The following is a 24,823-nucleotide window of genomic DNA, read 5'->3' as shown; positions in this document are numbered from 1 at the left end:
CTGGGGGTGGTGTGCGGCGCACACCACCCCCAGCCCATTTTCACCTCGTGTCGTCGCCGTCGATGCTCAGGCCCGGCAGCAGGTCCGGGAGCAGCGGGGGAATGGTGATGTCCGGCTGGGACGGCTTGCTGCCCGGGTCGCCCTTGCCCGTGGACGGGCTGGGGCTCGATCCGCCGCCGAGCGGCGGGTCCAGCAGATCGCCGGCCCCGCCCACGAGGCCGCCGCTCTGGCTGTGGGTGCTCGCCGAGGACGACGGGTGCGGCCGGGGGGCCGTCTTGTCGTCGGTGCGGCTGCCGCTCGGAGTGGCCGAGGCGGACGCCGGGCGGTCGTCCGGGTCCAGCCCGCCCGCGCGCTGCGGCGGGTGGCCGGTCTGCGGGCCGGACTGGGTCTGCTGCTCCTTCTTCGTGGGCAGCAACGCCCGCAGCGGACCGACCTCTTGGTCTATGGCGTCGAAGACCGAGCTCACCTCGTCGCCGACGTCCATGAGCTGGACCGGCAGCTGCTCGCGCAGCCGGCTCCAGCCGTCGCGGTGGGCCTGGGAGAAGGTGGACAGCTGCTGGATCGGGCCGAGCGAGCCGTCGCGCTGATAGACCTGGTGCAGCAGCCGGTGGCCCTCGGAGGCGTCATGGCGCATCCCGGCCAGGACCCGGCGGATCTCGCCCAGCGAGTCATGGTCCAGATCGCCGGTGCGGGTCCGCTCCATCAGGCGGCGCGCCTCGCTCATCCGCGTGGACGCCTGGTCCAGGTAGATCCGGCCCCGGTCGGCGTCGCCGTCCGCCATCTCGAGCTTGAGGTCTTCCATACCGCGCTTGAACCCGTAGAGGGTGTCGCCCGGCAGCGCGTTCGAGCTGGCCGCGGCGACGCCGCCGAACGCGCCCGCCGCCACGCCGACCGTGAGCCCCCCGGCCGCGAGCCCCTTGGACCAGCGGGAACGGGGGCGGAATCTTGCCACCGGGGGTTTGGCCCGGTGGGCGCCACTGGGACGGCGGCGCTGCTCGGGAACGCGCGGCGCCCCCTCGGCGAAGGCCGCCTCCATGGCGGCGAGCAGCTGCGCCCGCTGGGTGACGCGGACCTCCGGGTCCAATGTCGGTGCCGGCAGCTCGCCCAGCCCGCTCGCCAGGGCCAGCAGCCGTCTCCGCTCGGCGCTCTCCGCCGATGGGGAACCTGGCTGTTGCTGCGGCGTCTCGTCCCGGGCGGCCTGGTGGTTGCTCTCCAGGGCCTCCAGGGCCTCCAGGGCCTTGGCGAAGGCGTTCGCCCGCCGGTGTGCCGATACGTTCGCGATCACAGGCGGCACCTCCTCTCGTCGTGACGGTCGACTCCCCAGGACACCCGAGGGTTCCGTGCCATGTGCGCATCCACCCGATCGAGTGAGTGGATCACGGGCAAGGCACGACCACAAGGCGCCTGCATCCCCCACAACGAGCGGCGCAGCACCCGGGTTACGCCCTCCCCGAGGGCCCTCCCGACGGACCGACGGACCGTGGCCGGGAGGCTACGGGCGGTCAGCGGGCGTCGTCCGGGAGAAGCCGGGCCAGGGTGCGTACGGCCCGGTACTGAAGCGTTTTGATCGCACCCTCGTTCTTCCCCATGACCCGGGCGGTCTCGGCGACCGAGAGGCCCTGGAGGAAGCGGAGTGTCACACACTCCTGCTGCTGCGGGTTGAGTTTTCGCACCGCCTGCAGCAGGGCGGCGTTGGACAGCGATTCGAGGACGGAGTCCTCGGGGCTGCGCTCGACCTCGTTGGCGTCCAGCATCTCGCCGGTGGTGACCTCCAGCCGGAAGCGGCTGGACTTGAAGTGGTCGGCGACGAGGTTGCGGGCGATGGTCACCAGCCAGGCGCCGAAGTCGCGGCCCTGCCAGGTGAAGGTGCCGATGCGGCGCAGGGCGCGCAGGAACGTCTCACTGGTGAGGTCCTCGGCCGTGGCCCGGCCGCCCACGCGGTAGTAGATGTAGCGGTAGACCGTGTCGGCGTACTGGTCGTAGAGCCTGCCGAACGCCTCGGCCTCTCCGGACTGGGCGCGCTCGACGAGGTCCATCATGCGGCGGCTGTCGCTGTCGGCGCCGGGGCGCCGGGCGGTGGGGGCGGAGCCGCGGGAACGTCTGCCGACCGCGGCACCGCCGTCCGCCAGGGCGTAGCACGGACCGGCCTGGCCGGGGCGGTCGACCGTGCCGACGGCTGGGCTGGCGGGCTGTGGGGTGGCGAGGGCGGGGACGGCATACGCGGTGGGGACGAAGCCGCGCAGACAGTCGAGGACCGTTGCGCGCAGCGTAGCCAGGCCCGAGGCGTCAACCCCGACGTGTGGGTACACGGGACTCCCAGAGGCAGAGCTTCCATCACGTGCAGTACGGGACCGTCACCCGCCGTAGGGACGCGTGGGTACCGATTTGCGTCTAAGGAGAATAACGCTTCGTACAGGCGGCACTACACCCAGTTGCTCAAATCATCGTTTCCGTTCGCTCTGTTATGGATTGACGACGCATCAAGTATCGAACGTGTACCGCCAATTGACCGGAACCGTTCGTGGGTTGTGCGATTGTGTGGCGTGTTGTGACAAAGCGGCGGTAAGGGGACTGGCGGGGGCGCTGTGGGGTAGGAAGCGCGGAATGACCGAAACAGGGCGGGCGCGTTCGGTTGGTGACGCTGTGTATCGATGGGCACGTCGTCACGGAGTGCGATCGGCGGTCAGCTTTGACCGTCCTCGGTCACGGTCGTACGCAGGCGGTCAGCACCGCCCGAACGGGGCACTCCGGAAGGGGCTCAGCGGGAGGTCAGCGGGGGTCAGCGAGGGGATCGGGGGCCCGATGGGCCTCGGGGCCGCCGGTGGTCAGCGGCGCCGGCGGTGCAGGGCCACGGCGGCCGCCGTGCCGCCCGCCACCGCGCCCACCCCGGCCGCCGCCGGGATGCCGATCTTGGCCGCTTTACGTCCGGTGCGGTAGTCGCGCAGCCGCCAGCCGTGCTCACGGGCGTGCCTGCGCAGCCGGGTGTCCGGATTCACCGCGTACGGATGGCCGACGATCGACAGCATCGGGATGTCGTTGGCGGAGTCGCTGTAGGCCGCGCAGCGGGTCAGGTCCAGCCCCTCGGCCCCCGCCAGCGCCCGTACGGCCTCGGCCTTGGCCGGGCCGTGCAGCGGCTCGCCGACCAGCCGGCCGGTGTAGATGCCGCCCACCGACTCGGCCACCGTGCCCAGCGCCCCGGTCAGCCCCAGCCGCCGGGCGATGATCGTCGCGGTCTCGACCGGCGCGGCGGTCACCAGCCAGACCCGCTGCCCGGCGTCCAGGTGGGCCTGGGCGAGCGCGCGGGTGCCGGGCCAGATGCGGTCGGCCATGTACTCGTCGTAGATCTCCTCGCCGATCGACATCAGCTCGGAGACCCGGTGGCCCTTGACGATGGACAGGGCGCTGCTGCGCACGTCCTCCATATGCGCCGGGTCCTCGACCCCGGCCATCCGGAACCAGGTCTGCTGCCAGGCGAAGCGGGCGAGTTCGCGCTTGCGGAAGAAGTGCCGCTTGTAGAGGCCGCGGCCGAAGTGGAAGAGCGCGGCGCCCTGCATGACCGTGTTGTCCAGGTCGAAGAAGGCGGCGGCCCGCTCGTCCCCGACGACGGGGAACTCCGGTTCGGCGGGGAGCTGCGCCGCGGGGGTCTCGGCCGACGACTTGCGCGCGGCCTCGGCCGATGCCTCTCCGGCGAGGACACTCCGCTCGGTGGCGGGTCGTCGACGTCGGGTGAACCATCCCAGTGCGGCCATGAAGCGAGCATAGCCAGCGCTCCGGCGCATCCCGTTACGCCCGGGTGTCGGGCCGATTCAGGTTACGCGAAAGGGAGGCGCGCAAGGGCGGAGCGGGCCCGGTGCGGGGGCCGGAATCAGCCGCCGAGCGCGGTGCGCAGCCGCTGGGGGTTCACCCGCCAGAAGTCGTGCTGCTCGCCGTCGATGAGCACCACCGGGATCTGCTCCCAGTAGGCGCGGTACAGCTCCTCGTCCTGGGTGATGTCCTTCTTCTCCCAGGGGGTGCCCAGCTCGCCGCAGACCTCCTCGACCACGGCCTCGGCGTCCTCGCACAGATGGCAGTCGGGCTTGCCGATCAGCGTGACCGTGCGCTCGGTGGGCTTCTTCCGCGGGGTGCGGCGCAGCAACGGGCTCATGCCCACAAGTGTGCCCGCCCGCGTGGGCGGGCAGTTCCCGACGAGTACGGAAGTGGGCTCTCGGTCGATTACGATCGTGGGCGTTTTGTTGCTGTCCGGGGGTAAAAAGGTGAGGAGTGAGGGCTTGTGCTCCGGTCGGCGGCCCAGCGGGGCGAGTGTGCCCGCGGGAAACGGTGCGACGCAGGTAGTGGTTCCGTGGCTGGCTCGATAAGGCGCGTGACACCGGTCACTTTGCTCGGACAAAGCGGACACCATCTTTGTGCACGCGTTCACAAAGACATAGCCTGCTGTCGATGGGGCGGTCATGAAACACCCGGCCGCCCGCAGCCTCGCTCTACCCGCAGGAGCACCGTGGCAACTGGCCGAACTCACCGACCGGCGACCCGCAGCCGAGGGATCCCCGAGGCCACCGTCGCCCGGCTACCGCTGTATCTGCGTGCGCTGACCGCTCTCTCCGAGCGTTCGGTGCCCACGGTGTCCTCGGAGGAGCTGGCCACCGCGGCCGGCGTCAATTCGGCCAAGCTGCGCAAGGACTTCTCCTATCTCGGTTCGTACGGCACCCGCGGTGTCGGCTACGACGTGGAGTACCTCGTCTACCAGATCTCGCGGGAGCTCGGGCTCACCCAGGACTGGCCGGTTGTGATCGTCGGCATCGGTAACCTCGGCGCCGCGCTCGCCAACTACGGCGGCTTCGCCTCCCGTGGCTTCCGGGTCGCCGCGCTGATCGACGCCGACCCCGCGATGGCCGGGAAGCCGGTCGCGGGCATCCCGGTGCAGCACACCGACGAGCTCGAGAAGATCATCACGGACAACGGGGTCTCGATCGGCGTCATCGCCACCCCGGCGGGCGCGGCCCAGCAGGTCTGCGACCGGCTCGTGGCAGCCGGGATCACCTCGATCCTCAACTTCGCGCCCACCGTGCTGTCCGTTCCGGACGGGGTGGACGTGCGCAAGGTCGATCTCTCGATCGAGCTGCAGATCCTCGCCTTCCACGAGCAGCGCAAGGCGGGCGAGGAGGTCGGCGCCCCCGAGGAGGCCGCGGGGGCGGCGGGGGCGGTTCCACCGCCGCCCGTGACGCCCCATCGCGCGCCCTCCGGCGCCTCCGGCGCCCCCGGCACCGACAGCGGCCGGCAAGGACCTGACGGGGACGTGCCCGCCGTGATGCCGGCATGAGTCTCCTGGTCGTCGGACTGAGTCACCGCAGCGCGCCCGTGAGCGTGCTGGAGCGCGCCGCCCTGGTGGGGGACGAGCAGGCGAAGCTGGTGCAGGACACCCTCGCCGCCGAGCCCGCCACCGAGGCCGCGGTGCTGGCCACCTGCAACCGCATCGAGCTCTACGCCGACGTGGACAAGTTCCACGCCGGGGTCGCCGAGCTGTCCACGCTGCTCGCCCAGCACACCGGCGTCGGACTGGACGAGCTCACCCCGTACCTCTACGTCCACTACGAGGACCGGGCCGTCCACCATCTGTTCTCGGTGGCCTGCGGGCTGGACTCGATGGTCGTGGGCGAGGGCCAGATCCTCGGCCAGATCAAGGACGCGCTGGCGCTGGGGCAGGAGCTGCACACCGCCGGGCGGCTGCTGAACGATCTCTTCCAGCAGGCGCTGCGGGTCGGCAAGCGGGCCCACAGCGAGACCGGGATCGACCGGGCCGGCCAGTCGCTGGTCACCTTCGGCCTGGAGCAGCTGGCCCAGGGCGCGCCGGTGGCGGAGTGGGCGCGGGGCAAGCGGGCCCTGGTGATCGGCGCCGGTTCGATGTCCTCGCTGGCCGCGGCGACGCTCGCGCGCGCCGGTGTATCAGAACTGGTGATCGCCAACAGGACGTTGGAGCGGGCGCTGCGGCTGGCCGAGTCCCTGGCCCAGCAGCACGCCGCCACCCCGGCCGCGATCACCCCGGTCGGTGATGACACCTCCGCCGGTGCGGAAACGTTGCGCGAGGGCCTGGTGGCCCGCGCCGTGCCCCGGGACCGGGTCCCCGCCGAGCTGCCGCACGCCGACATCGTCGTGTCCTGTACGGGCGCGACCGGGCTGGTCCTGACCGCCGCCGAGCTGCGCACCGCGCTCGCCCAGCGCGCGGCCTGCCCGCCCGGGGCGCACCCCGCGGCGGCGGGCGTCTCGCTGCTGGACCTGGCGATGCCGCGCGACATAGACGCGGCGGCGCACCGGATCGAGGGGCTGCACCTGGTCGACATCGAGTCCCTCGCCGAGGCGGCCGCCGAGCCGTCCGGCGCGCCGGGCTCGTCGGCCGGGGCGATGGCCGCCGACGTGGACCGGGTGCGGGCCATCGTCTCCGAGGAGGTGGCCGCCTTCGGGGCGGCCCAGCGCGCCGCGCACATCACCCCGACGGTCGTCGCGCTGCGTACCATGGCGGCGGACGTCGTCGCCAGTGAGATCGCCCGCCTCGACGGGCGGCTTCCCGATCTGGACGACAAGCAGCGGGCCGAGATCACGCAGACCGTGCGCCGGGTCGTCGACAAGCTGCTGCACGCGCCCACCGTGCGGGTCAAGCAGCTCGCGAGCACTCCGGGCGGCGCCGGTTACGCGGACGCGCTGCGGGAGCTCTTCGACCTCGACCCGCAGGCGGTCGCCGCCGTCAGCCGCGCCGACGGCTCGGCCCGCACCGCGGAACCGAACGATCCGAAGGGAGGCCGGGCATGAACCCCACCCCCTCACCCGCCGCCTCCGGCGGCGCTCCGCCGCTGCGCCTGGGCACTCGCCGCAGCGAGCTTGCCATGGCCCAGTCCGGCCTGGTCGGGGACCTGGTCCGGGAGGTCACCGGGCGCCCCGTCGAGCTCGTCGAGATCACCACGTACGGCGACACCTCGCGGGAGCACCTCGCACAGATCGGCGGCGCCGGCGTCTTCGTCTCGGCGCTGCGCGAGGCGCTGCTCAGGGGCGAGATCGACCTGGCCGTGCACTCGCTGAAGGACCTTCCCACCGCGGAGCCGGAGGGGCTGACGCTGGCCGCGGTCCCGCGCCGCGAGGATCCGCGCGACGCGCTGATCGCCCGGGACGGGCTCACCTTCGCCCAGCTTCCGCCGGGGGCCCGGATAGGCACCGGATCCCCGCGCCGCGCGGCCCAGCTGAACGCGTGGGCCCGCTCCTTCGGCCTCGACATCGAAACCGTGCCGATACGCGGCAATGTCGGCACCCGCATCGGCTACGTCCGCTCGGGACGGCTGGACGCCGTGGTGCTCGCCGCCGCCGGTCTGATCCGTCTGGGGCGGATCGGCGAGGCGACCGAGCTGCTCGATGTCGACCATGTTTTGCCCGCCCCCGGCCAGGGGGCCCTGGCAGTGGAGTGCGCCGCGTCCAGCGTGCCGCTCGCTGCCCGGCTCGCCGAGATCGACGACCCGTCCACACGGGTCGCCGTGACCGCCGAGCGATCCCTGCTCGCCGCCCTGGAGGCCGGCTGCAGCGCACCCGTGGGGGCGCTGGCCGACCTGTTGGGCGACGGTCAGGCTGTCACCGAAATGCGCCTGCGCGGCGTCGTCGGCACGCTCGACGGCACGACGCTGGTGCAGCTGTCCACCACCGGTCCCGTACCCGCATCGCCCAGTGCGGCCGCGGACCTCGGTCGCGTACTCGCTGCCGAGATGCTCGCCAAGGGTGCGGCCGGTCTTATGGGGGAGCGAGCACTTTGAACCCCAACGCCCCTAATCACCCCGGCTGCGGACACGTCACCTTCCTCGGTGCGGGCCCCGGAGATCCGGGCCTGCTGACCTTGCGCGCCGTGGAGGCACTCGCCACCGCGGACGTGTTGATCGCCGACCCTCAAGTGCTCGACGTGGTGCGCCAGCACGTCAGGCCGGGCGTGGCCGCGGAGGCTCAGGGCACACCGCGGCAGGCGGACGCTGATGGGTCGTCAGGCACCGCCACCGTCCCGGTACTCAGGGACAGCGCCAATCTTGTCATGACGGCCGCGCGCGGCGGCAAGCGGGTCGTGCGCGCGGTCGCGGGCGATCCCGGCCTCGACGGATACGCCGCCGACGAGATGCTGGCCTGCGCCGCCGAGGGCATCGTCTTCGAGGTGGTGCCCGGTGTGGCCGCCGCGGTGGGCGTGCCCGCCTACGCGGGGGTGCCGCTGCGGGACGCCCACAGCGCGGATGTGCGCTTCGTGGACGCCCTGAGCGCCGACGAGCGCTGCTGGAGCGAGATCGGCTCGTCCGACGCGACCGCCGTGGTCTCCGCGACCCTGGAGACGGTGGCCGCCGCCGCGGGTGAGCTGGTGGCCGCGGGCCGCAAGCCGGACACCCCGCTCACCGTCACCGTCGCCGGCACCACCACCCGCCAGCGGACCTGGGCCGCGACGCTCGGGAGCATCGCCCAGGTGCTGAAGGCGGCGAAGGTGCTGCCGTCGCCGCAGGGCGCCCAGCCGGTGATAGCCGTGGTCGGCGAGCAGAGCGCGGCCGGCCGGCGCGATCAGCTGTCATGGTTCGAATCCAAGCCGCTGTTCGGCTGGAAGGTCCTGGTGCCGCGCACCAAGGAGCAGGCCGCCTCGCTCTCCGATCAGCTGCGCGGCTATGGCGCGGTGCCCAGTGAGGTGCCGACCATCGCCGTGGAGCCGCCGCGCACCCCGCAGCAGATGGAGCGCGCGGTCAAGGGCCTGGTCACCGGGCGCTATGAGTGGATCGCCTTCACCTCGGTCAACGCGGTCAAGGCGGTGCGGGAGAAGTTCGAGGAGTACGGGCTCGACGCCCGCGCGTTCGCCGGGATCAAGGTCGCGGCGGTGGGCGAGCAGACCGCGAAGTCGCTGATCGACTTCGGGGTGAAGCCGGATCTGGTGCCCAGCGGTGAGCAGTCCGCGGCCGGGCTGCTGGAGGACTGGCCGCCGTACGACCCGGTGTTCGACCCGATCGACCGGGTGTTCCTGCCGCGCGCCGACATCGCCACCGAGACCCTGGTCGCCGGGCTGATCGAGCTGGGCTGGGAGGTCGACGACGTGACCGCGTACCGCACCGTGCGCGCCTCGCCGCCGCCGGCCGAGACCCGTGAGGCCATCAAGGGAGGCGGGTTCGACGCGGTGCTCTTCACCTCGTCGTCCACCGTGCGGAACCTCGTCGGCATCGCGGGCAAGCCGCACAATGTCACGGTCATCGCCTGTATCGGCCCGGCCACCGCGAAGACCGCGGAGGAGCACGGACTGCGGGTGGATGTGCTGTCGCCCGAGCCCTCGGTGCTCAAGCTGGCCGAGGCGCTCGCGGACTTCGGGGCGGCGCGGCGGCAGGCCGCGCTCGAGGCCGGGGAGCCGGTCACCCGCCCGAGCGAGCGACGGCCCGGTTCGCGAAGGAGGGCACGCTCTTGAGCATCTCGTACGGCAGCTTCCCCGGTACGCGACCGCGCCGGCTGCGCACCACGCCCGCGATGCGGCGCATGGTCGCGGAGACCCGGCTGCACCCGGCCGGGCTGATCCTGCCCGCGTTCGTCCGCGAGGGCGTGACCGAGCCGGTGCCGCTCCAGTCGATGCCGGGCGTGCTCCAGCACACCCGCGACACGCTGCGGAAGGCGGCGGCCGAGGCGGTCGCCGCGGGGGTCGGCGGGATCATGCTCTTCGGGGTGCCGGAGGAGTCCAAGAAGGACGCGGTCGGCACCCCCGGCACGGACCCGGACGGGATCCTCCAGGTGGCGATCCGCGATGTGCGCGCCGAGGTCGGCGACGACCTCGTGATCATGTCCGACCTCTGTCTGGACGAGCACACCGACCACGGCCACTGCGGCGTCCTGGACGCCGAGGGCCGGGTGGACAACGACGCCACGCTGGAGCGGTACGCGGAGATGGCGCGCGTCCAGGCCGACGCGGGCGTCCACACCGTGGGCCCCAGCGGAATGATGGACGGGCAGGTCCGGGTGATCCGCGAGGCGCTGGACGGCGCCGGGCACCAGGACGTGTCGATCCTCGCCTACACCGTGAAGTACGCCTCCGCCTTCTTCGGCCCGTTCCGCGAGGCGGTGGGCTCCTCGCTGAAGGGCGACCGCAACACCTACCAGCAGGACCCGGCCAACGCCCGCGAGTCGCTGCGCGAGCTGGAGCTGGACCTGGCCGAGGGCGCGGACATGGTCATGGTCAAGCCGGCCCTGCCGTACCTGGACATCCTGCGGCAGATCGCCGACGCCGTGGACGTGCCGGTGGCCGCGTACCAGATCTCCGGTGAGTACGCGATGGTCGAGGCGGCCGCGGCCAACGGCTGGATCGACCGCGACCGCGCCATCATGGAGACGCTGACCTCGGTGCGGCGCGCGGGCGCGGGGATGATCCTCACGTACTGGGCGACCGAGGTGGCCCAGCGGCTGAACCGCGGGGAGTGACCCTCCACCGCGGGGGATGAATGACCACGAGGCCGGGGGCGCGGAGCCCCCGGCCTTCGCGTCACCGGTCCTCGCGCCCCGCGGGGGCCAGCCGGGCCCAGGCCGCGAAGGCCGTCGCCACGGCCAGCAGGCCGAGGCCGATCCACAGGTTGATGCGGATCCCGTCGGCCTTGGCCACCTCGGCGGGGCCGTCCGTCAGGCCCAGTACGGTCAGCACCGCGCCGTACAGGCCGAGCAGCCCGGCGATGAGCCGGCGGATGTCGAAGGTCTTTCCCGGGGGCATGGGGTTCTCTCCGTTCATACGGCTACGACCAGCCAGACGCTCAGAGCCGCTGTCAGGGTCAGGATGACGCTCCCCAGCACCACCGGGGACTTCCACCACGGCTGCCGCACCAGCGCCTCATGGGCGTCCGGCGAGTCGGGGTCGGGCAGGCCCCACACCAGCCCGGCCAGTTCGGCGACCGGCTTGGGCTTGGTGACGAGGGTGACCGCGACCGTGACGACCGCGTCCACGACGAAGGCGAAGAGCGCGCCGTAGAAGTTGGCCATCTGGGCGTTGATGGTGTCGTGCGGGCCGACCTCGCCGCCGGGGTAGAACCAGCCGATGTGGTACGCGGAGAGATGGGCCGCGGCGGCCGCGACCGTGCCGGACAGCATGCCCCAGAAGCCCGCCCACGGGGTGACCCGCTTCCAGAACATCGCCAGCAGGAAGGTCGCGAACAGCGGCGAGTTGAAGAACGAGAACAGCAGCTGGATGTAGTTCTGGATGTTGTCGTACTCGGCGGCGAGGAACGCGGCGGCCACGCTCACCGCGATGCCCGCGACCGTGGCGCAGCGCCCGGCCTTGAGGTAGTAGCGGTCGTCGCGCCCCTTGATCACGTACGGCTTCCAGATGTCGTAGGTGAACACCGTGTTGAAGCCGGAGATGTTGGCCGCCATGCCCGCCATGAAGGCCGCCAGCAGCCCGGTGAGCGCGACGCCGAGCACGCCGTTGGGCAGGAAGCGCTGCATCATCTCGGGGATCACATCGTTGTACGTGGGCCCGCCGGGCTTCCCCAGCTTGGGGATGATGACCAGCGCGATCATGCCGGGGACCACGGTGAACAGCGGGAGCGCCAGCTTGGGGAAGGCGGCGATCAGCGGGGTGCGGCGGGCCGCGTTGAGGTCCTTGGCGGCCAGGGACCGCTGCACCTCGGCGAAGTTGGTGGTCCAGTAGCCGAAGGCGAGGACGAAGCCCTCGCCCATCGCCAGGCCGATCCAGTCGCCCAGCGGATTGGTCCAGTGGCCCGGTGTGGTGCCCTGCCAGGTGTGCAGCAGGCCGGGGTCCTGAACGGCCTCTCGCAGGCCGCTGAAGCCGCCCACGTAGTGCAGTCCGATGACGACGATCGGGATCAGCCCGGCGAGGATCACGAAGAACTGGAGCACCTCGCCGTAGATCGCGCCCGCCAGCCCGCCCAGGGTGATGTACGCGAGGACGAAGACCGCCGACAGCAGGATGGACAGCCACAGCGGCCAGCCGATCAGCAGCTTGACGATCAGGGCGAGCGCGAAGAGGTTCACCCCGGCCAGCAGCATCTGCGCCACGGCGAAGACGACGCTGTTGAGGAGGTGGGTCTGGTTGTTGAAGCGGCGGCGCAGATACTCCGAGACGCTGTGGACCCGCGTCGAGTAGTAGAACGGCATCATCACGACGCCGAGGAAGACCATCGCGGGGATGGCGCCGAGCCAGTAGAAGTGCACCGCGGCGGCGCCGTACTGGGCGCCGTTGGCCGCGCCGCCGATGATCTCCAGGGCGCCGAGGTTGGCGGATATGAAGGCGATGCCGGTGATCCAGGCGGGCATCGAACGCCCGGCGAGGAAGAAGTCACCGGTGGTGCGGACGGCCCGCTTGGTGGTGATGCCGATGGCGATGATCGCGCCGAAGTAGACGACGAGCAGGAACCAGTCGACGGCCCCGAGGCTGAGTGTGCCGGTCATCACCGGCCCCCGACCACGAAGTCGGCGGCCGCCCGCCCGGGGGCCACCAGCCGGGCGTTGGCCTCGTCGGAGGTGAGGACGAAGCGCTCGGCCTCGTCGTGCGGCTTGCCGAACCGCTCATGGCGCTCGATCAGCCGGCGCACCCGCTCCTCGGTGTCCAGGTCGACCCACCAGGTCTCGTCCAGCAGTTCGCGCACCGGGAGCCAGGGCGCGTCACCGAGGAGCAGATAGTTGCCCTCGGTGATCACCAGCGGGATCTCGGGCTCCACCGGGATGGTGCCCGCGACCGGCTGCTCGAGCTCGCGGTCGAACCCCGGCGCGTAGACGACCTCCTCGGCGCGCGGTGCCCGCAGCCGCCGCAGCAGCGCGGCGTAGCCGTACGGATCGAAGGTCTCCGGTGCGCCCTTGCGGCCGATCAGGCCGAGTCGGCGCAGCTCGGCGTCGGCGAGGTGGAAGCCGTCCATGGGCACCAGGACGGCCCGGTCGGCGCCGAGGGCGTCGACCAGGTGCTCGGCGAGGGTGGTCTTGCCGGCCCCGGGTGGTCCGGCGATGCCGAGCAGGCGGCGGCCGCCTGCGTCGGCCAGGCGCTGAGCGCGATCGAGGAGGTGCTGGGGAGTCATAGCGGGCGCTTTCGGCGGGTTCGGGGATCTTACGGGACGTGGGTGACGGGGACGCGGGTGACGGGGATGCCGGTGACGGGGACGGGGACGGGGACGCGGGTGCTGGGGGCGTGGGTGCCGGGGCGGGGTGCTCAGACCGCCGCGTGGGCGGCCTTGAGCTGGTCGGCGATGTACGAGCGGGCGTGGGCGGCGAGGTCGGCGCCGTCGGCCCACAGATCGCGCCAGACGGCGAGGTCGTGGGAGAGGCCGGGGGCGACCACGGCGGAGGAGAAGGACTCGAAGGTGATCGGGCCCTGGTAGCCGATGTCCGCGAGGGCGTGGAAGAAGGCGGGGAAGTCCACGGTGCCGGAGCCGAGATAGCCGCGGTGGGACTCGCCGATGTGGACATAGCCGAGGCGGTCGCCGCAGGCCCGTACCGGGCGGGAGAAGTCCTGCTCCTCGATGTTCATGTGGTACGTGTCCAGATGGACCACCACATTGGCCGCGCCGATCTCGTCGATCAGCTCCAGGGCCTGCCGCGCGGTGTTGACCAGGTTGGACTCATAGCGGTTGACGACCTCCAGACCGAGCGTCACCCCGAGCCCGTCGGCCTCGGCGGCGAGCCTGCGCAGGGCCTGGACGGCGTGTTCGCGGCCCTTGGGGGTCGGCGGGTGACCGTACTTGCCGAGCGCGCCGTAGAGCACCCCGCCGAAGTAGTGGCCGCCCAGGTCATGGGTGAGGTGGAGGGCCTGGTGCAGCAGCGCCTCGCCGCGGGCGGCGGTCGCGGGGTCCTCGGCGGAGACATCGGAGTCGAAGGCGAGGCCGCGGGAGCAGGCGACGCCGAGGTCGTGGGCGGCGAGCACCTCGCGGGTGGCCTTCACATCGACGATCCCGGGGTCGTGGAGGGAGATCTCGACCAGGTCGTATCCGGCCTCGCGGCTGCGGGCGGCGGCGGTCCGGGCCCCCTCGGGCGTCCAGTCGCCGGTCCACACGAGTGCGTGCACTCCGAGGTCGTTCATGGCGATCCCTTCTCCTGCCTGCCCTTCGGGCGTGCTGTGCGGCGTTGCCCGCCTGATGTTACGCATCTTTTGCATGAAGGCAATACATAAGTTTTATTGGGGTCGGTCGTAAAGGGAGGTACGGTGAGGGCGGTATCGAACAGAGCGTGCACAGCGGAGGACAGGGCCCAGTGACGGAGGCGGTCTCGGCAGGTCAGCCAGCGCAGGCGCATCCCACGGGCCCCGGGGCGGTGCTGGCGCTCATCCGCGGCGGCCGGGCCACCACCCGCGCCCGGCTGATGGCGGCCACCGGGCTCTCCCGGTCCACCATGGCCACCCGGCTGGAGGCGCTGACCGAGGCGGGCTATCTGGAGGTGTCCGGCGCGGCCGACTCCACCGGCGGCCGCCCGGCGGGATCCTTCCGGCTGCGCCCCGACTCGGGCGTGCTGCTGGTCGCCGACATCGGCGGCAGCCATGTGCGCACCGCGCTCGCCGACATGGCCTGTGACGTCCTCGTCTCGCACCGCCGGGACCTCGATGTGGCCGAGGGTCCTGAGGCGGTGCTCGGCCAGGTGGCCACCGACTTCCGGCGGCTGCTGAAGGAGGCGGGGGAGCCCGCCGGGCGGGTGCGCGGGATCGGCATCGGCGTGCCGGGCCCGGTCGAGTCGGGCACCGGCCGGGTGGTCAGCCCGCCCATCATGACCGGCTGGGACGGCTATACGGTGCCGGACTTCTTCCGCGAGACCTACGACTGCCGGGTGCTGGCCGACAAGGACACCAATCTGATGGCGCTGGGCGAGCACCGGGTCAACTGGCCCGACGTCCAGCATCTGCTCTTCGTCAAGGCGGGCACCGGCATCGGCTCCGGCCTGGTGCTCGGCGGCCGGCTCCACCACGGCTCCCAGGGCGCCGCGGGCGACATCGGCCACATCCCCGCCCCCGGGCTCGACGAGACCTCCCCGGACGCGCCCCTGTGCCGCTGCGGCAACTCCGGCTGCCTGGAGGCGGTGGCCGGCGGCTGGGCCCTGGTGCGCGACCTCACCGCCGCCGGGCACGAGGTGGCCACCACCGACGATGTGGCGCGCCTGGTGCGCTCCGGCAACGGCGACGCCGTACGGCTGCTGCGCCACGCCGGGCGCCTGCTCGGGCAGGGCGTCGCCGACGCGGTCAGTCTGCTCAACCCCTCGATCCTGGTGGTCGGCGGCGGCCTGGCCCATGCCCAGGAGCATCTGATCGCCGGTATCCGGGAGGTCACCTACCGCCGGTCGCTGCCCCTGGCCACCCGGGACCTGCGGGTCGTCCTCTCCCCGCTGGCCACCCGCGCGGGCGTCACCGGCGCGGCCCATATGGTCGCGGACGCCCTCTTCGACCCGGCGGCGGTCGACGCCCAACTGCGATGACTGCCAACTGTCTTATTTGCGCGTTAGGTTGAGGCCGTTCGCTCCGTTCGCGTTCCTCGGCAGAGAGGCAATGCCCGTGCGCTCACGCACCAGATGGAGACGTATCGTCTCGTCCGCCGCCACCGGCCTCATCGCGGTGACGGGACTCCTCGGGGCCGTCGCCGCCCCGGCCCACGCGGCCCCGGAAACCGCGGTCGGGGCCGTCACCTCTTACGCGTACACCAGCGCTTCCGTCGATGACTGGATCGGATGGGGCGGTTCCGGCTCCTACACCGCGCCGGGCGACACCATCGAGATCAACGGCACGGCGCGGTACCTGACGGTCAGTGTGTCCAATGCGAACGACTTCTGGGACATCAGCCTCGCCGCCCCCGAGGGCGAGACCCTGCACCCCGGTGTCTACCACGACGCCGAGCGCGCCCTCTCCCGCACGGGCCACGCCCCGGGCCTGGACGTGTCGGGCAATGGACGCGGCTGCGACGAGGTCTACGGGCAGTTCGCCATCGACCAGATCGAGACGGACGCGTCGGGTGCGGTGACCTCGCTGGAGGCGACCTTCACGCAGAACTGCGACTGGGCGGCCGCCCCGGCCCTTCAGGGCACTGTGAGGTTCCAGGCCCGCCCGCTGTCGTACACCTACACCAGCGACCTCGGCGACTACATTGGCGGCGGCCGCTCCAACGACTACACCGGCTCCACGTCCCTCTTCGGGCTGAGCGGCAGCGGTGCCCCCATGAACACCATCAATTACAGCGTCTCCGGCAAACGGGACAACTGGTCGGTCCGGATGGCCGCGCCCAGTGGCCAGTCCTTGGAAGCCGGAAAGACCTACCGGACGACCAGGCTCGGCGATGGCGATACGGCCCGTCTGGACGCCGGCGGCAACGGACGCGGCTGCAACCGCAGCAACGGCGAGTTGACCATCACCGAGCTCTCGTACGACGCGGCGGGTGACGTCGACGCGCTCGCGGCCACGTTCACTCAGCACTGTGAGGGCGTCGAGCCCGCGCTGCACGGCACGATCCACTACCTGGCCTGACGCCTCCGGCGTCCATGCGCGCAGCCGGGGGAATTTCCAGGAAATCTCGGCAGAGGGCACATCCATCGGGCCCCCTCGGACGTCTGACCAGGAAGCGGCCCTGTGATGCGGCCGCAGGCCAGGGGCATTTGGAGATATTCACGTTGAAAACCGGCATGAAGGGTCTACGTCGCGTATCCGCGGTCGCGATCACCGCTGGAGCCGTACTGACGGCGGGGGCGTTCACCGCCTCCGCGCAGGCCGCGACGACCGCAAGTCCCACGATCGCCGCCAAGGGCGGGTTCGTGATGAACAACGCCACAGGGAAGAGCCTGTTCACCAAGGCCGCGGACACCCGTCTTTCCACCGGCTCCACCACCAAGATCATGACCGCCCGGGTGGTGCTCGCGCAGTCGAACCTCAACCTGGACGCCAAGGTCACGGTCCAGAAGGCGTACAGCGACTACATCGTCGACAACAACTGGGCCTCCTCGGCCAAGCTGATCGTCGGCGACAAGGTCACCGTCCGCCAGCTGCTGTACGGGCTGATGCTGCCGTCCGGCTGTGACGCGGCGTACGCTCTGGCGGACAAGTTCGGCACCGGGTCCACCCGGGCCGCGCGGGTGAAGTCGTTCATCGGCAAGATGAACACCACCGCGAAGTCCCTCGGGCTGACGAACACCCATTTCGACTCGTTCGACGGCATCGGGAACGGCGCCAACTACTCGACACCGCGCGATCTGACCAAGCTGGCCAGTAACGCGATGAAGTACTCCACGTTCCGCTCGGTCGTGAAGACGAAGTCGACCAAGCAGAAGGTGACCACGAAGAGTGGCGGCTACCGCTACATGTCGTGGACCAACACCAATAACCTGCTGGGCAGCTACTCGGGCACCATCGGCGTCAAGACCGGCTCGGGTCCGGAGGCCAAGTACTGCCTGGTCTTCGCCGCCACCCGGAGCGGGAAGACGATGATCGGCACCGTCCTCGCCTCCACCTCGGTGGACAACCGCACGAAGGACGCGAAGAAGCTGATGGACTACGGCTTCAGCAGGTAGCCGTCGCCCGCGGCACGGCAAGGGGCCTGCCCCGCGAACCCATCGGGTCGCGGGGCAGGCCCTTGTCGTGGCCCCGGCGCCGTGCTCAGCGCACCGCGTTCCAGGAGTGCGCCACGTCCACCACGACATGCCCGTCGGTCTGGAAGACCCGGAACGGCAGCCGTGCGCGCACCCCGAGGCCGACCTGGGTCTCACCCTCGAAGCTGGCGCCGAAGCGGGTGTCCCGGAAGGTCTGGTAGCCGGAGATGTCCACCCCCGGCAGCGGCTTGCGCGCCCGCCCCGGGTACGACTCCGCGCCGCTGCCCGGGTCGTAGCTCGGCGCGGACACATGGATGTCCAGGATCGCGCCGCCGCGGACCGGGATCTCCTCGCCGGAGCCGTCCTGGTACAGGGTGTTCACATACCCGGCGCGGTAGCCGACGCGATCGGCGGCCGTGGCCCCCTTCACATCGAACACGATGCGGTCGTAGCACGCGTGCCGGCCCGTCCTGATGTTCCCCAGCGGTGCGTGTCCCGCCGGCTGGGCCGTCTTCTCGCCGCTGCCCCAGCCGGTCTCACAGGTCGTCGCCGCCTTGGCCGCGGTCGGCGTGACGGCCCCGGCCGTCCCCGCCGTCGCCGCCAGCGCGCCGCCCGCGAGCGCCATCGCCGCGAGTGCGGTCCCCCACCGTCGCATGGTCGAGCCCCCAATGGTCTGTTGTCCGTGGTCTGTTGTCTGTTGATGACAGGTGATGCACGGGGTTGGACGGCCCTGGTCGGTGAGAGGTTGTCCTGGTCCGGGAAATGTGTCCCGAATGCTACGTGCGCGGGGGCACTCATGGCGGTCGCCCGGGGGTTTTCCCCCGAGTGGGTCGGCCGGTTGCCCGGATGGGACGGGAGGGCCGGTTCGACCAGGCTTGCGCATATGAGACCGACGACTGGCAGAACCGCCGCACTGGCCCTCGCCACCGCCGCCACCGCCTCCCTCCTCGGGGTCGCGTCCGCGAACGCGACCCCGGACCCGAAGGCCGACCCGACCGCCGCCGCGCCCGACTGGGGCGCCTGCGAGGGCACCGGGCTCGACCCCCGTCAGGAATGCGCCACGCTCAAGGTGCCGCTGGACTACCGCGACCCCGGCGGCAAGCGGATCTCCCTCGCCGTCTCCCGCATCCCCAGCGAGCGGCCGCAGGCCCGCCGGGGCACCCTGCTGCTGATCCCGGGCGGCCCCGGATCGCCGGGGCTGAACCGGCCCAGCACGCTCGGCAAGCGGCTGCCGGAGTCGGTGCGGGACGCGTACGACATCGTCAGCTTCGACCCGCGCGGCCTGGGACAGTCCACCCACACCGGATGCGATCTGAACCCCGCCGATCTCTCGCTGCTCGCCTCCCGCCCCTGGCCCGGCCCCGGCGGGGACATCACGCGGAACATCACCACCGGCCGCCGCATGGCCGACACCTGCGCCCGCAACGGCGGCGAACTGCTGCGCACCATCAGCACCGTCAACGAGGCGCGGGACATCGACAGCGTCCGCCGGGCGCTCGGCGAGCGGAAGCTGTCCGCGTGGGGCGTCTCCTACGGGACGTATGTGGGCTCCGTCTACGCGCAGATGTTCCCCGAGCACACCGACCGCTGGGTGCTGGACAGCAATGACGACCCGAACCCGGAGCGGGTGGAGCGCGGCTGGCTGGCCAACTACGCCGTGGGCGTCGAGGACACCTTCCCCGACTTCGCCCGCTGGGCCTCCGCCCCCGACAGCCCCGTGCGGCTCGCCGAGACCCCCGACGGGGTGCGGCGGCGGGTCCTGGAGCTCGCCGCCCGGCTGGACGCGAAGCCGCTGCCGTGGCCCGGCGCCAACCCGCCCGAGCTGAACGGCAACGCACTGCGCCAGTCCATGCTGAACGCCCTGTACTCCCGGGACGACTTCGAGGGCCTGGCCCGGCTGATCGCCGACGCGGACGCGGGTAAGGCGCCCGCCGATCCACCGGCCGACCCCCCGCAGGACGCCGCGGCCGTGTCCCTCGCGACCATCTGCAACGACGTGGAGTGGCCCACCTCCCTGCCCGGCTATGCGCGGGATGTCGCCGCCAGCCGTAAGAGCCACCCGCTCACCGCGGGCATGCCGGTGAACGTCACGCCGTGCACGTTCTGGCATGACGCGCCGCGGGACAAGCCGGTGCGGATCACCGACCAGGGGCCGTCGAACGTCCTGCTGGTGCAGAACAAGCGCGATGTGGCCACCCCGTACAGCGGGGCGCTGAATCTCCGGCGTTCCTTCGGGGACCGCGCCCGGATGGTCAGCGTGGACGCGATGGGGCATGGCGCGGCGTACGTGGAGAACGGCAGCGCCTGCGCGGACCGGAGGGTGACGGACTTCCTGCTGACCGGGGAGCGGCCGAAGCGTGATGTGCTCTGCCGGTGACGCATATGACGCCGGTGATGTCGGTGACGCCTGTGATGCTGGTGACGCCTGTGACAAGCCGCCGATGAACGCGGAGAGCCCCGCCCCGGGAAGCCGGGGCGGGGCTCTCCACACGCGGTGGCTCAGAGGCGCTCGGGGGTGCGGATGCCCAGCAGGGACATGCCCTGCCCCAGCGTGCGCGCCGTGATGGCGCACAGGAAGAGGCGGTTCTCCACCTGGGCCGGGCCGCCCTCCGCCTTCAGCACCGGGCACTGGTCGTAGAAGGTCGTGTAGAGCGAGGCCAGCTGGTAGAGATACCCGGCCAGCTTGTGCGGCTCGTACCCGGCGGCCACCTCGCGCAGCGTCTCCCCGAACTGGTCGAGGTGCAGGCCCAGCGCCCGCTCGGCCGGGGCCAGCGGAAGCTCGGGGTGGGCCAGCGCCCGCTGCCCCTCCCCGGCGCGGCGCAGGATCGACTGGATCCGGGCGTACGCGTACTGGAGATAGACCGAGGTGTCCCCGTTGAGCGAGACCATCTGGTCGAGGTCGAACTTGTAGTCCCGCGAGGCGGAGGTGGACAGATCCGCGTACTTCACCGCGCCGACGCCGACCTGGGCGCCGCGCTCGAGGACCTCCTCCTCGGTGAGGCCGAGCTTCTCGCTCTTCTCCCGGACCACGGCCGCGGCCCGCTCGGTGGCCTCGTCCAGCAGGTCCTCCAGCCGCACCGTCTCGCCCGCGCGGGTCTTGAACGGCTTGCCGTCCTTGCCCAGGACGGTGCCGAAGGCGAGCTGCACGGCGTGCACCTGGTCATTGAGCCAGCCGATCCGGCGGGCGGTCTCGAAGACCATCTTGAAGTGCAGCGACTGCCGGGCGTCCACCACATACAGCAGGGTGTCGGCCTTCAGGTGCTGCACCCGGTCGCGGATCGCGGAGAGGTCGGTGGCCGCGTAGCCGAAGCCGCCGTCGGACTTCTGGACGATCAGCGGCACCGGATTGCCCTCGGGGCCCTTGATGTCGTCGAAGAAGACGCACAGCGCACCCTCGGAGCGCACGGCGACCCCGGACTCCTCCAGCAGCCGGCAGGTCTCGGCCAGCATGTCGTTGTAACCCGACTCGCCGACCACATCGGGGTCGTGGATCTCGATGTCCAGCTTGTCGAAGACCGAGTAGAAGTAGATCTTCGACTCGTCCACGAACTTCCGCCACAGGGCGATGGTCTCCTCGTCGCCCGCCTGGAGCTCCACCACCCGCCGCCGGGACCGCTCCTTGAACTCCGCGTCGGAGTCGAAGAGCGCCCGCGCGGCCTTGTAGAGCCGGTTGAGGCTGGACATGGCCTCCTCGCCGGAGGAGGCGTCCTTGTGGTCCAGCTCGTGCGGGTGCTCGATCAGATACTGGATGAGCATGCCGAACTGGGTGCCCCAGTCGCCGATGTGGTGGCGGCGGACCACCTTCTCGCCCGCGAACTCCAGGATCCGCACCACCGCGTCGCCGATCACCGCCGAGCGCAGATGGCCGACGTGCATCTCCTTGGCCACATTGGGCTGGGCGTAGTCGATCACGGTGGTGCCGGGCGCCTGCGCGAACGGCACGCCGAGGCGGTCGTCGGCGGCGCGGGCGGCGAGGGTCGCGGTGATCGCGGAGTCGGCGATCGTGATGTTGAGGAAGCCGGGGCCGGAGACCTCGATGTCGGCGATCACCGGATCGGGGTCGGCCGAGGTGGCGGCGACCGGAAGGTGCGCCACGACCTTGGCGGCCAGCTCACGGGGGTTTCCCTTGAGCTGCTTGGCCAGCGCCAGCATCCCGTTGGCCTGGAAGTCGGCCCGGTCGCTTCGTCGCAGCAGCGGGTCCGCGGAGCCGGCCTCCGGCAGAGCAGCCGAGAGGGCGGTGGCGACGCGCTGATGGACCGTAGCGGCGAGGGAAAGGACCGATGCCATGGATGAGGTGCCATTCCGGTAGTGGTGGTATGGGCAATCCAGTATTTCACGGCGGGTCCAACGATTTCCCCGGCCTGTGGACAACCCGGGCTCGCCAGGCGGCGCCTGTGGGCAAATCCGGAGGGGTCTGTTCCGTCTGGGACAATGGGCGGTGCCATGACCGCTAGGAAGGAAGTGCCGACCGTGGCTCAGAGCACCGAGACCGACTGGGTCTCCCGATTCGCCGACGAGGTCATTGCCGAGGCGGAGCGCCGCGCCCCGGGCAAACCTGTCGTCGTCGCCTCGGGCCTCAGCCCGTCCGGCCCGATCCACCTCGGCAATCTGCGCGAGGTCATGACCCCGCACCTGGTCGCCGACGAGATCCGGCGCCGGGGCCGCGAATGCGTTCACATCCTGTCCTGGGACGACTACGACCGGTACCGCAAGGTCCCGGCCGGGATCGACCCCTCCTGGTCCGAGCACATCGGGAAGCCGCTCACCTCGGTCCCGGCCCCGCCCGGGTCCCCGTATCCGAACTGGGCGGAGCACTTCAAGGCCCCGATGGCCGAGGCGCTGCGCGAGATGGGCATCGAGTTCCACCCCATCAGCCAGACCGAGATGTACACCTCGGGGGCGTACCGGGAGCAGATCCTGCACGCGATGCGCCACCGCCGGGAGATCGACGCCGTCCTGGACCGGTACCGCACCAAGGACAAGCCCGGCGCCAAGAAGCCCAAGCAGCAGCAGAAGCCGGTGGACGAGGCCGAGCTGGCCGCCGCCGAGGGCTCGGGCGCGGCCGCCGAGGACGACGGCAGCGCGGGCGAGGCGGGTTACTACCCGTACAAGCCGTACTGCTCGGTCTGCGATCGCGATGTGACCACGGTGACCTCGTACGACGACGAGACCACCGAGCTCGCGTACACCTGCGCGTGCGGCCACGGCGAGACCGTCCGCCTGAGCGAGCACAACCGCGGCAAGCTGGTCTGGAAGGTCGACTGGCCGATGCGCTGGGCGTACGAGGGCGTGGTCTTCGAGCCCTCGGGCGTCGACCACTCCTCGCCGGGCTCGTCCTATGTGGTCGGCGGCCAGATCGTCCGCGAGGTCTTCGGCGGGGAGCAGCCCATCGGGCCGATGTACGCGTTCGTGGGCATCAGCGGCATGGCCAAGATGTCCTCCTCCAAGGGCGGTGTGCCCACCCCGGCCGACGCGCTGGAGATCATGGAGGCGCCGCTGCTGCGCTGGCTCTACGCCCGCCGTCGGCCCAACCAGTCCTTCAAGATCGCCTTCGACCAGGAGATCCAGCGGACCTACGACGAGTGGGACGCCCTGGAGCGGAAGATCACCGAAGGCGCGGCCCAGCCCGCGGACGTGGCCGCGTACCGCCGCGCGACCCGCACTGCCACGGGCGAGCTGCCCAGCACCCCGCGCCCGCTGCCGTACCGCACGCTGGCCTCGGTGGTGGACATCACCACCGGCCATGACGAGCAGACGCTGCGCATCCTCGGCGAGCTCGACCCCGACAACCCGGTGAAGTCCCTGGAGGAGACCCGGCCCCGGCTGGACAAGGCCGAGCGCTGGATCACCACCCAGGTCCCGGCCGATCAGCGCACCCGGGTCCGGGACGAGCCGGACACCGAGCGGCTGGCCGCGCTGGGCGACACCGAGCGCGAGTCGCTGCGGCTGCTGCTCGACGGCCTGGACGACCACTGGTCGCTGGACGGACTCACCACGCTGGTCTACGGAGTGCCGAAGATCCAGGCGGGGCTGGCGCCGGACGCCAAGCCGACACCGGAGCTGAAGGTCGCCCAGCGGTCGTTCTTCGCGCTGCTCTACACCCTGCTGGTCGGGCGGGACACCGGCCCGCGGCTGCCCACGCTGCTGCTGGCGGTGGGGGCGGACCGGGTGCGCAAGCTGCTCGCGGCCTGACCTCCGCGACTCCCGGGCGCCGGGCGGACGGCCTAACGGCCGCCGCCCGGCGTTCCTGCTTCGCGGGGTGGCGGCGGGACGGCTACGGGGTGGCTACGGGATGGCCTCGCGCTCCAGGCGGACGCGCTCCTTGAAGTCCTCGACGTACCCGGCCAGCTCGCTGTTGCTGAGGTCGGTCACGCCGTAGGTCTCCCGCAGCCGCTGCCCGAACTGGTACGCGGAGGGGTACCGGCTGTGGTCGGCGAGGAACTGGCGGAAGGTCGCGTAGTAGACCTCCTCGCGCGGCACGTCGTCCGGCAGCTGGTTCAGCTGCTGCTCCGGCAGCGGCTCCTCGTACGCGAACCGCTCGGGCTCGCGCTGCTCCGGTACGTAGACGCCCTGATGGCTCCCCACGCCCTCACCGCCGAGCGGCCGCACCCGGCCGCCGGGCCCGACCGGAACGGTCAGCTGGGGCTGCGGGGTCTGGGGCTGCTCGAATTGCTGCGGCTGCTGCTCGGGCCGCGGCGCCTGGCCCGGGACCTGCTGGTCCTGCGGCTGGAACTGCTGCGGCTGCGGTGCCTGCTGCGGGTGCTGGAACTGCTGGGGCTGCTGCTCGACCGGCATGGGGTGGGCGGCCGCCGGGTCGAAGGGCACGGCGTTCCGGCCGTCATGGCCCTGCCCGGCGGGCTGCTGGTACACCGGCAGGGGCAGCGAGAGCGGCAGCTCCTGCGTCTGGGGCTGCTGGGGGTGCTGCTGCGGGCCCAGGTCCGCCACGGCCCCCGGCGCGCCGTACGGGCCCGGCTGGGCCTCCAGGGACGCGTTCTCGGGCCCCTTCTCGTCCGCCTCGGCCGACCGGCCCGAGGGGAGCGCGGTCGCCGACACCGTGGTCGGGTCCAGACCGGCCGCCGCGAGCCCCGCCGGGGCGGTGTCCGCCAGCGGCACCCCGAACCGCGCCAGCCGCAGCGGCATCAGCGACTCCACGGGCGCCTTACGGCGCCAGGAGCGCCCGTAGCGGGCCCGCAGCCGGGCCTGGTAGACCAGCCGGTCCTGCTCGAGCCTGATGACCTCCTCGTAGCTGCGCAGCTCCCAGAGCTTCATCCGGCGCCACAGCCGGAAGGTGGGCACCGGCGCGAGC

21 protein-coding genes are annotated in these 24,823 nt (G+C 71.7%); 10 read left to right on the top strand and 11 right to left on the bottom strand.

The features are described from left to right. Positions 1-40 precede the first annotated feature (40 nt). The 4 genes from JK364_RS51785 to JK364_RS51770 form a co-directional block, all read right to left on the bottom strand. The gene (locus JK364_RS51785; protein ID WP_201858446.1) at positions 41-1,285 is read right to left on the bottom strand and encodes a DUF5667 domain-containing protein; all 1,245 of its coding nucleotides are present in this window, start codon (positions 1,283-1,285) and stop codon (positions 41-43) included. A gap of 217 nt (positions 1,286-1,502) precedes the next feature. Next, positions 1,503-2,309, bottom strand: a complete 807-nt coding sequence (locus tag JK364_RS51780; RefSeq protein ID WP_201858445.1) for an ECF subfamily RNA polymerase sigma factor, BldN family — start codon at positions 2,307-2,309, stop codon at positions 1,503-1,505. A gap of 516 nt (positions 2,310-2,825) precedes the next feature. Beyond that, positions 2,826-3,749 carry an HAD family hydrolase gene (locus JK364_RS51775; protein ID WP_201858444.1) on the bottom strand — a complete coding sequence of 308 codons (924 nt, stop codon included), beginning with the start codon at positions 3,747-3,749 and terminating at the stop codon, positions 2,826-2,828. A 116-nt stretch (positions 3,750-3,865) separates the two neighbouring features. Continuing rightward, complete coding sequence (locus tag JK364_RS51770) at positions 3,866-4,144, bottom strand: glutaredoxin family protein (RefSeq protein WP_201858443.1); 279 nt, start codon at positions 4,142-4,144, stop codon at positions 3,866-3,868. Between the two features lie 351 nt (positions 4,145-4,495). On the opposite strand from JK364_RS51770, the gene JK364_RS51765 reads away from it, so the two are divergent. Genes JK364_RS51765 through hemB form a run of 5 tightly spaced genes read left to right on the top strand, consistent with a single transcriptional unit; the run spans position 4,496 to position 10,449 of the window. Beyond that, entirely contained in the window at positions 4,496-5,317 is an 822-nt protein-coding gene (locus JK364_RS51765; protein WP_201858442.1) for a redox-sensing transcriptional repressor Rex, read from the top strand. Beyond that, complete coding sequence (locus JK364_RS51760) at positions 5,314-6,801, top strand: glutamyl-tRNA reductase (RefSeq protein WP_201858441.1); 1,488 nt, start codon at positions 5,314-5,316, stop codon at positions 6,799-6,801. Before JK364_RS51765 ends, JK364_RS51760 begins: the two co-directional genes overlap by 4 nt. Then, positions 6,798-7,787 carry a hydroxymethylbilane synthase gene (gene hemC, locus JK364_RS51755; protein ID WP_201858440.1) on the top strand — a complete coding sequence of 330 codons (990 nt, stop codon included), beginning with the start codon at positions 6,798-6,800 and terminating at the stop codon, positions 7,785-7,787. Before JK364_RS51760 ends, hemC begins: the two co-directional genes overlap by 4 nt. Continuing rightward, entirely contained in the window at positions 7,784-9,448 is a 1,665-nt protein-coding gene (locus tag JK364_RS51750; protein ID WP_201858439.1) for a bifunctional uroporphyrinogen-III C-methyltransferase/uroporphyrinogen-III synthase, read from the top strand. Before hemC ends, JK364_RS51750 begins: the two co-directional genes overlap by 4 nt. After that, positions 9,445-10,449 carry a porphobilinogen synthase gene (gene hemB, locus JK364_RS51745; protein ID WP_201858438.1) on the top strand — a complete coding sequence of 335 codons (1,005 nt, stop codon included), beginning with the start codon at positions 9,445-9,447 and terminating at the stop codon, positions 10,447-10,449. Before JK364_RS51750 ends, hemB begins: the two co-directional genes overlap by 4 nt. A gap of 61 nt (positions 10,450-10,510) precedes the next feature. On the opposite strand, the gene JK364_RS51740 is transcribed toward hemB, so the two are convergent. The 4 genes from JK364_RS51740 to JK364_RS51725 form a co-directional block, all read right to left on the bottom strand. Further along, the gene (locus JK364_RS51740) at positions 10,511-10,732 is read right to left on the bottom strand and encodes a hypothetical protein (RefSeq protein WP_201858437.1); all 222 of its coding nucleotides are present in this window, start codon (positions 10,730-10,732) and stop codon (positions 10,511-10,513) included. 14 nt (positions 10,733-10,746) lie between these two features. Continuing rightward, a complete protein-coding gene (locus JK364_RS51735; protein WP_201858436.1) occupies positions 10,747-12,426 on the bottom strand; it encodes a sodium:solute symporter family protein in 1,680 nt (559 codons plus the stop codon). Next, positions 12,426-13,046, bottom strand: coding sequence for a nucleoside/nucleotide kinase family protein (locus JK364_RS51730; RefSeq protein WP_201858435.1), 621 nt, complete (start codon positions 13,044-13,046; stop codon positions 12,426-12,428). Before JK364_RS51730 ends, JK364_RS51735 begins: the two co-directional genes overlap by 1 nt. Positions 13,047-13,177: 131 nt before the next feature. Further along, positions 13,178-14,044: a sugar phosphate isomerase/epimerase family protein gene (locus tag JK364_RS51725; RefSeq protein ID WP_201858434.1), complete on the bottom strand. Its 867-nt coding sequence runs from the start codon at positions 14,042-14,044 to the stop codon at positions 13,178-13,180. Between the two features lie 170 nt (positions 14,045-14,214). Here JK364_RS51725 and JK364_RS51720 point away from each other — a divergent pair, with 170 nt between their 5' ends. The 3 genes from JK364_RS51720 (at position 14,215) to JK364_RS51710 (ending at position 17,499) form a co-directional block, all read left to right on the top strand. Next, a complete protein-coding gene (locus tag JK364_RS51720; protein WP_307841688.1) occupies positions 14,215-15,423 on the top strand; it encodes an ROK family protein in 1,209 nt (402 codons plus the stop codon). A 76-nt stretch (positions 15,424-15,499) separates the two neighbouring features. Beyond that, on the top strand, positions 15,500-16,462 hold the full coding sequence (locus JK364_RS51715; RefSeq protein WP_201858433.1) for a hypothetical protein: 963 nt from the start codon (positions 15,500-15,502) through the stop codon (positions 16,460-16,462). Positions 16,463-16,617: 155 nt separating this feature from the next. Then, positions 16,618-17,499, top strand: coding sequence for a D-alanyl-D-alanine carboxypeptidase family protein (locus JK364_RS51710; RefSeq protein ID WP_201858432.1), 882 nt, complete (start codon positions 16,618-16,620; stop codon positions 17,497-17,499). A gap of 85 nt (positions 17,500-17,584) precedes the next feature. On the opposite strand, the gene JK364_RS51705 is transcribed toward JK364_RS51710, so the two are convergent. Then, positions 17,585-18,172 (bottom strand): AMIN-like domain-containing (lipo)protein, encoded by a 588-nt coding sequence (locus JK364_RS51705; protein ID WP_201858431.1) that lies wholly within the window; start codon positions 18,170-18,172, stop codon positions 17,585-17,587. A gap of 228 nt (positions 18,173-18,400) precedes the next feature. Between JK364_RS51705 and JK364_RS51700 the strand changes: the two genes are divergently transcribed. After that, positions 18,401-19,894 (top strand): alpha/beta hydrolase, encoded by a 1,494-nt coding sequence (locus JK364_RS51700; RefSeq protein WP_201858430.1) that lies wholly within the window; start codon positions 18,401-18,403, stop codon positions 19,892-19,894. Between the two features lie 122 nt (positions 19,895-20,016). Here JK364_RS51700 and argS read toward each other — a convergent pair whose 3' ends face one another. Then, positions 20,017-21,804 (bottom strand): arginine--tRNA ligase, encoded by a 1,788-nt coding sequence (argS, locus tag JK364_RS51695; RefSeq protein ID WP_201858429.1) that lies wholly within the window; start codon positions 21,802-21,804, stop codon positions 20,017-20,019. 156 nt (positions 21,805-21,960) lie between these two features. On the opposite strand from argS, the gene lysS reads away from it, so the two are divergent. Further along, on the top strand, positions 21,961-23,709 hold the full coding sequence (gene lysS / locus JK364_RS51690) for a lysine--tRNA ligase (protein WP_201858428.1): 1,749 nt from the start codon (positions 21,961-21,963) through the stop codon (positions 23,707-23,709). Between the two features lie 93 nt (positions 23,710-23,802). Here the strand turns inward: lysS and JK364_RS51685 are convergent. After that, the coding region (locus JK364_RS51685) for a hypothetical protein (RefSeq protein ID WP_201858427.1) at positions 23,803-24,823 on the bottom strand (1,021 nt) is incomplete at its 5' end.

It is taken from the genome of Streptomyces endocoffeicus (assembly GCF_016741935.1).
GTDB classification, from domain to species: Bacteria; Actinomycetota; Actinomycetes; order Streptomycetales; family Streptomycetaceae; genus Streptomyces; species Streptomyces endocoffeicus.
This window is presented reverse-complemented; position numbering and strand designations above follow the sequence as displayed.